This window comes from Candidatus Ruminimicrobium bovinum (assembly GCF_902760015.1).
GTDB classification, from domain to species: domain Bacteria; phylum Elusimicrobiota; class Endomicrobiia; order Endomicrobiales; family Endomicrobiaceae; genus Ruminimicrobium; species Ruminimicrobium bovinum.
Window position 1 is genome coordinate 1 of the sequence record NZ_CACWEU010000169.1, and the last position, 6,201, is coordinate 6,201.

Here is a 6,201-nt window from a genome sequence, read left to right on the forward strand (position 1 = left end):
ACAATGAGGCAGCAAGATTCATACTATACATGTTGTTCTTCCACCTTTTCCAAAGCTAATCCTAATGCAACCGGCATAAAAAAACCCAAATCTTTATTTTCAATTCCAATAATATTTTCATTATCAAACGGGTTCCACTTCTCCGTATTCATACCCAAATTATCTTTTACAAAAAAATCTATTCCATGTAAAGAAGCTCCGCCGCCGGTTAAAAGTATTCTGTCAACGGAAAGAATACTTTGTCTTGTAGAGCAATATTCTATTAACTCAAAAATAACTTCCAGCAATGTGGCTGCAGTTCTTTTTAAAATATTTCTTATATTTAAGCCCAAAGAAGACCAAAGTTCCGGTCTTCTTTTAATTTCTTCGGCTAATCGTTCTGGAACATGATACATATCCGATATTTCTTTAGTTATATGTTTACCGCCAAAAGCAACATCTTTTACGAAAATTATTTTCTTTTTATTCAAAATTACAACATTTGTATTCGTATCTCCGATATTAACTAAAACTACGGTATCCGTTTCTTTATATACGGGAGCAAAAAAATTAAATGCATTCACTAAGGATATCATTTCTGAAGTAACACCGACAACATTAATAGGAAATATACCGCTTAATTCTTTCATCCTTTGAAAAATTTTAGTTTTTGGAACAGCCATAAACAATATATTATTTTCTGTTTCCGATATTTCTCTTGTAACGGTATAGGAATGTAACATTTTAGATAAATTTTCCGTTAAACTTTGTTCAACGGCAAGAGTAACGGCACTGTCCAAATTTTCCTGATCTATGCCCTTAGGCAAATTAATATCTCTTGAAATAATATCTTTTTCTTCTATTGTACAAAAAGAAGCTTCTTTACTTGTAATTCCGATGGATTTTAAAATTCTTTCTATGCTGTTTTTTTGATTTGTAGCATTATCCAGATATGTCATTGACATTCCGCTTGCAATTGAAATTTTATTGGAATGCTTATCTTCAACAATTTTACAAATTTTTGTAAAACGTGTTCCTATATCTATTCCTAACATCAACTATTCCTCACTAACATTATAGAATATCAATGGCAATATTGTAGCACAATACATAAAAATATTCAAGTCCTTTTTATCAAATACATTTACAAACTTTTCAAATGTCTTATATCTTTACCGTGCACCATAAATATTACATCTTCGGCAATATTTGTTGCATGATCACCTAATCTTTCCAAACTTTTTGCTATAAACATCAAATCTATTGCTCTTATTAATGTCGTTTGGTCAGATGTATTCGTCATAAAAGCCAACAAATCTTTTATTATTATTTTTTTCAGCTCGTCAACTTCATCATCTTTTGATAAAACCGTATCGGCAAGATCGGCATCACTCAAATTAAATGCCTCTATGCTATCTTTTACCATTGCAATTACGGCAACTGCCATTTTTGGAATATCTATCAAAGGTTTTAAATTCGGATACTTTAACAATTCTTCACCTATTTCACAAATATTTACGGCCTCATCTCCCATTCTTTCCAAATCACTGTTAATTTTCATTGCAGATGTAATAAATCTTAAATCGGTTCCCACCGGCTGGTTAAGTGCAATAAGTTTTAAACATGTATCATCAACAACTATTTCGGTAAGGTTGGCTTCTCTTTCTCTGTTAAAAACTTCTTTTGACAAATTGATATCTCTTTTTACTATCATATCAACGGAAAATTTTATCATTTCCTGCACAATTTCAGCCATATCCACAAGCCGTTTTTTTAAGTTATTCATTTCCAAATCAAATTGCCTCATATTTCCTCCATAAAAAATACTGCATATTTTATAGTTTAAAGCTGAGCAGCTGAGAACGAATTTGTTCCACAAATTCTTAGCTGCATTACTGAACTTGAAGTTTAATGTATTTTCCGCTTTGCGATTTTTACATCATTACTTCAAATCATACATTCTTCTAAATTAGCCGAACCTTCCCGAAACATAATCATCCGTTTCTTTTTTTGACGGATTTGTAAATATTGTGGATGTTTGGTCAAATTCTATTAAATTACCCATAAACATATAAGCCGTATCATCGGATAATCTTGCTGCCTGCTGCATATTATGCGTTACTATAACAAGTGTATATTTTTGTTTCAATTCCTGCATTAATTCTTCCAAATTGGCAGTAGATTTAGGGTCAAGTGCCGAACATGGTTCATCCAACAAAATTATTTGCGGTTTTATTGCTATAACTCTTGCAACACAAAGACGCTGTTGTTGCTCCAAGGATAAATTCAATGCCGACATTTTTAAATTATTTTTCAAATCGTCCCACAATAAAACATCTTCCAAACTTTCCTGCACTATTTTTGCCGTTTCTTTTTTTGATTTAACCATTCTGTTTATTTCAAGTCCGAATGCTATATTATTATAAACCGTCAACGGAAAGGGATTGGGCCTTTGAAAAACCATTCCGACTTCTTTTCGAACCCTGTCAACCTGCATATCTTCACCGTAAATATTTTTACCGTTAATAATAACTTCACCGGTAATTCGAACACCGTCTATTGTATCGTTTATTCTGTTCAATGTTCTAAGCAATGTGGATTTTCCGCAACCCGAAGGTCCTATTAAAGCGGTTATTCTGTTTGTTCTAATATCCATATTTATATTTTTTAATGCATGAAAATTACCGTAATATAAATTAAGTTCTTTGATTTTAATTTTTACGTTACCGTTCATAAAAAATTACTCCAAACTATCCGAACCTTCCTGTAATATAATCTTCCGTTTTTTTATTTTTAGGTGTTAAAAATATATTTCTTGTTTTATCAACTTCAATAAGTTCACCCATTAAAAAGAAAGCGGTTCTTGTTCCAACCCTTGAGGCCTGTTTTACATTATTTGTAACAAGAACTATGGTATATTTCTCTTTAAGTTTTAACATTGCTTCTTCAACTTTTGCCGTCGAAATAGGGTCAAGTCCCGAGCAAGGTTCGTCAAATAAAATAACTTCCGGTTCTATTGCCAAAATTCTTGCAATGCAAAGTCTTTGCTGTTGACCGCCGGACATTTTTATTGCCGAAGAATCAAGTCTGTCTTTAACTTCATCCCACAAAGATGCATCTTTTAAAGATTGTTCTACAACTTCATCCATATTTTTTTTATTTTTTAAACCTAATACTCTGGGAGCATAAGCAATGTTATCGTAAATTGACATAGGTAAAGGTATAGGCATTGCAAAAAGCATACCTATTCTTGTTCTTAATTTTTCGGGATTCATGTCAAAGATATTTTTATCATCAAGAAAAATATTTCCTTCCCTTGAAAAATTAACATTCATATCATTCATTCTGTTCAATGTTCTTAAAAACGAAGTTTTGCCGCTGTTGGAAGGACCTATTATTGAAAGAATTTCATTTTTTTTAACGGTAATATTCAGGTTTTTTAAAACCTTTTTTCCGGAATAAAAACAATTAAGGTTTTCAACTTTTATTTTATCTACCATTTTCTTTTTTTCCTAAAATAAAGTCTTGCAACTATTGCAAATAAACTCATTGAAAGAACCATTAGTAACAACACCAATGCCGTTCCGAAAATTATATTTTTCGGCATATTAGGTATTTGTGTTGATATAATGTATAGATGATACGGCAATGCCATAACCTGATCAAACATTGATTGAGGCAAATGAGGAACATAAAAAGCTGCCGCAGTAAACAAAATAGGAGCAGTTTCTCCCGATATTCTTGATATGCTTAAAATTGCTCCGGTCATAATACCCGGAAGAGCATTAGGCAAAACGACTCTCCTTATTGTTTGCCATTTACTTACACCAAGTGACCAACTTGCTTCTCTAAACGAATAAGGAACACTGTTTAAAGCACCGCGGGCAGTTGTTATAATTACGGGCAGTTCCATTATTGATAAAGTTAATGCGCCTGCAATTATCGACACACCGAACCCCATCATCATAACAAAAATACCAAGCCCGAATAATCCGTAAACAACCGACGGAACTCCCGCTAAATTTACTATTGCAAGCTTTATTATTCTTGTCAATAAATTATCTTTAGCATATTCGTTTAAGTAAATGGCAGCAAATACACCAACCGGTAAAGTAACACAAATTGCACAGGAAACAATTGCAAGTGTTCCAAGTATTGCAGGTAAAATTCCGCCCGCTCTCATACCGTCTTTAGGCATTGTTGTTAAAAATTCCCAACTTAATGCCGACCAACCGTTTTTTATGATAATTATTATAACCGTAAGAACAGGTAAAATAACTATCATAGTAGCAATTGCAAGTGCAGTATATGCTATTTTCTGTGATAATTTAGGACTTAATTTTAAGTTCATATTAAAAAAATTTGCTCCGCAAATTTTTGGTTTAAAATTATTTTCAACAATTTTTTTTGTTTTTGTTTAAAAACAAATCTGCAATAAAATTTATTGAAAAAGTTATTAAAAACAAAACCAATCCTATACTGAATAAAGCTTTGTAATGAAGCCCGCCTTTGACGGTTTCACCCATTTCCGCAGCAATTGTTGCCGTTAACGTTCTAACAGGGTCAAATATCGAATCCGGTATTGCCGCAGCATTTCCCGTCACCATAAGAACCGCCATGGTTTCGCCTATCACCCTTCCTATTCCCAACATAACTGCAGCTATTATTCCCGGCATTGCGGCTTTCAAAACAACCCTTCTTATTGTTTGCCATTTTGTTGCACCGAGAGCATAAGCACCTTCCTTATATTGCCACGGAACAGACCTTATTGCATCTTCGGATATTGAAACTATCGTAGGCATAGCCATAAAAGCCAGAACTATTGAGCCGGAAAAAGCTGTTAACCCTGTAGGTATATCAAGAATCGATCTTACCAAAGGAACTAATGTTACCATACCTACAAAACCCAAAACAACACTTGGAATTGCTGCCATAAGTTCAACTATTGATTTTAAAATATCTTTAATACCTTTCGGAGCAAGTTCAGCTATAAATAATGCCGTCATTATACCTAAAGGAACCGCAATTATTGCCGCACCTACTGTAACAAGCAAAGAACCTATTATTAATGCTAACACGCCATATGAAGCAGGATCTGATGACGGATACCAATATTTTCCGAATACGAAATTAACTACACCGTATTCTTTAAAGAAAGCAAACCCTTCTTTTAAAAGAAAGCCGAATATCAAAACAACAAAAATTATTGCAATGATACCACACAAAAAAATTATTTTTTCTATAATATAATCAATTATTTTACCGTTCATAAAAAAACACTCCGTGTTTTTTAGCTTATAAGCTGAAGAGCTGAGAACGAATTTGTTTCACAAATTCTTAGCTGCATTAACGTAAAATTTAATGTATTTTTCACTTTGTAAAAAATTTTCACATAAAACTTTTCATTCTTTCAGCTTGTCATCTTTTAAACTTTTCAGCTGTATCGGAACAAAAGAAGTTTCCGCAACAACTTCTTGTCCTTGTTTAGATAAAGCATAATCTATAAAATTTTTAACAACCCCTTTCGGTTCTCCGTTCGTATATAAATACAAAGGTCTTGAAATAGGATATTTTCCTAACATCACATTTTCAATTGCAGGATATATAAAATCTTTGGAATTTTTAGCAGAAATTGCAACGGCTTTTGTCTGGTCATTCATAAATCCTATCCCGACATAACCTATTGCATTCGGATTTTGATAAATTTCATCAACTATGGCCTGCGATGACGGCATAAGTAATGCCTTAGGCGAAAATTCATCTTTACTGTTTATATCGGCTTGTCTTATAACCTGTTCTTTAAAAAATATATGAGTTCCCGAATTGCTTTCTCTTGACAATAAAACTATAGGTCTGTTTTCTCCGCCTATTTGATTCCAATTTGTTATTTTTGACATAAAGATATCACGTAATTGTTCTATTGTAAGTTTTTGTATAGGATTGTTTTTATTAACCAAAACGGCCAAACCGTCAAGCCCTACGATATATTCTTTATAAAAAACATTATGTTCTTTTGCAATATTTATTTCTTTTTCTTCAACCTTCCTTGATGCCATTGCAATATCGCAAGTATTATTTAATAAAGCAGCAAAACCGGTACCGGTTCCGCCACCGGTAACACCTACATTTATTTTATCATTTAACAAACTGAATTTTTCCGCCCACACCTGAACTAAATTTACAATGGTATCGGAACCCTTTATCTGTATTCCTGTTTTTTCG

Annotated in this window: 7 protein-coding genes; all 7 read right to left on the bottom strand. The window is 32.8% G+C overall.

Annotation, left to right across the window (positions count from 1 at the left end):
* Positions 1-23 precede the first annotated feature (23 nt).
* Positions 24-1,034 (bottom strand): pilus assembly protein PilM, encoded by a 1,011-nt coding sequence (gene pilM, locus ACMUOV_RS05560; RefSeq protein ID WP_413854115.1) that lies wholly within the window; start codon positions 1,032-1,034, stop codon positions 24-26.
* Positions 1,035-1,123: 89 nt separating this feature from the next.
* Positions 1,124-1,786, bottom strand: a complete 663-nt coding sequence (phoU, locus tag ACMUOV_RS05565; RefSeq protein ID WP_413854116.1) for a phosphate signaling complex protein PhoU — start codon at positions 1,784-1,786, stop codon at positions 1,124-1,126.
* Positions 1,787-1,948: 162 nt separating this feature from the next.
* Complete coding sequence (pstB, locus tag ACMUOV_RS05570) at positions 1,949-2,713, bottom strand: phosphate ABC transporter ATP-binding protein PstB (protein ID WP_413854117.1); 765 nt, start codon at positions 2,711-2,713, stop codon at positions 1,949-1,951.
* 16 nt (positions 2,714-2,729) lie between these two features.
* Entirely contained in the window at positions 2,730-3,479 is a 750-nt protein-coding gene (pstB, locus tag ACMUOV_RS05575; protein ID WP_413854118.1) for a phosphate ABC transporter ATP-binding protein PstB, read from the bottom strand.
* On the bottom strand, positions 3,473-4,330 hold the full coding sequence (gene pstA, locus ACMUOV_RS05580) for a phosphate ABC transporter permease PstA (RefSeq protein ID WP_413854119.1): 858 nt from the start codon (positions 4,328-4,330) through the stop codon (positions 3,473-3,475). Before pstA ends, pstB (ACMUOV_RS05575) begins: the two co-directional genes overlap by 7 nt.
* 43 nt (positions 4,331-4,373) lie before the next feature.
* Positions 4,374-5,249 carry a phosphate ABC transporter permease subunit PstC gene (gene pstC, locus ACMUOV_RS05585; protein WP_413854120.1) on the bottom strand — a complete coding sequence of 292 codons (876 nt, stop codon included), beginning with the start codon at positions 5,247-5,249 and terminating at the stop codon, positions 4,374-4,376.
* Positions 5,250-5,381: 132 nt separating this feature from the next.
* Positions 5,382-6,201, bottom strand: an 820-nt coding sequence (locus ACMUOV_RS05590) for a phosphate ABC transporter substrate-binding protein (protein ID WP_413854121.1), incomplete at its 5' end; no start/stop codon positions are given.

Coding starts and splice junctions, on each gene's coding strand:
- phoU (WP_413854116.1), bottom strand. CDS start 1,786: ATGAGGCAATTTGATTTGGAAATGAATAACTTAAAAAAACGGCTTGTG.
- pstB (WP_413854118.1), bottom strand. CDS start 3,479: ATGGTAGATAAAATAAAAGTTGAAAACCTTAATTGTTTTTATTCCGGA.
- pstC (WP_413854120.1), bottom strand. CDS start 5,249: ATGAACGGTAAAATAATTGATTATATTATAGAAAAAATAATTTTTTTG.
- pstA (WP_413854119.1), bottom strand. CDS start 4,330: ATGAACTTAAAATTAAGTCCTAAATTATCACAGAAAATAGCATATACT.
- pilM (WP_413854115.1), bottom strand. CDS start 1,034: ATGTTAGGAATAGATATAGGAACACGTTTTACAAAAATTTGTAAAATT.
- pstB (WP_413854117.1), bottom strand. CDS start 2,713: ATGAACGGTAACGTAAAAATTAAAATCAAAGAACTTAATTTATATTAC.